Raw genomic sequence first — 585 nt, forward strand, 5'->3', positions numbered from 1 at the left:
TCGTATATGTCTCCATTTAGTTATGTTTCCTTTTCCACCTTCCGTAACCATCATATGTACATGTGGGTTCCATTTTAAATCTCTTCCAAATGTATGTATTACAGTTACTATTCCCGGTGTAAATTCTTCTTTTTTATTTAAACTATGCATCCAACTCGTAACAGCTCTAGCTGCGCATTTCGGTAATATCTTAAGCCTTTGCCTATCTATTCCAAAGAACTTTCTTAACTCTTCTGGTATAGTAAAAACTATATGTCTATGCTTGACATTTATTAGATTTCCTAACATATTATCAATCCAATTATCTGTATAAATCTTTCCACAAGAAGTACAAAATCTACTTTTACATGTAAAGCCAATCTTCTTTTTAGTGTTGCATTTATCACATTTCAATTCAATAAAGCCATATTTTGTATCTTTACATTTTAAAACTTTTTCAACTTCTTTTTTAACATTAGACCTAATTTTATTTTCATATATTTTTAAGAACCCATGCCAGTGATCTTCTAGTATTATTTTTATTTTACCTTTTTTCATATGTAAAAACCTCTAATTTATAATTAATAAATTTAACATATTTAAAGG

Annotated in this window: 1 protein-coding gene; it reads right to left on the reverse strand. The window is 27.7% G+C overall.

Features of this window, described 5'->3' with window-relative positions; genetic code table 11:
* A partial coding sequence (locus Q5O29_RS05495) for a transposase zinc-binding domain-containing protein (protein ID WP_302631789.1) occupies positions 1-537 on the reverse strand: 537 nt, incomplete at its 3' end.
* Positions 538-585 lie beyond the last annotated feature (48 nt).

Source organism: Clostridium sp. CAG:265, assembly GCF_000436575.1.
In the GTDB taxonomy this organism is placed as follows: Bacteria; Bacillota; Clostridia; order Clostridiales; family Clostridiaceae; genus Clostridium; species Clostridium lentum.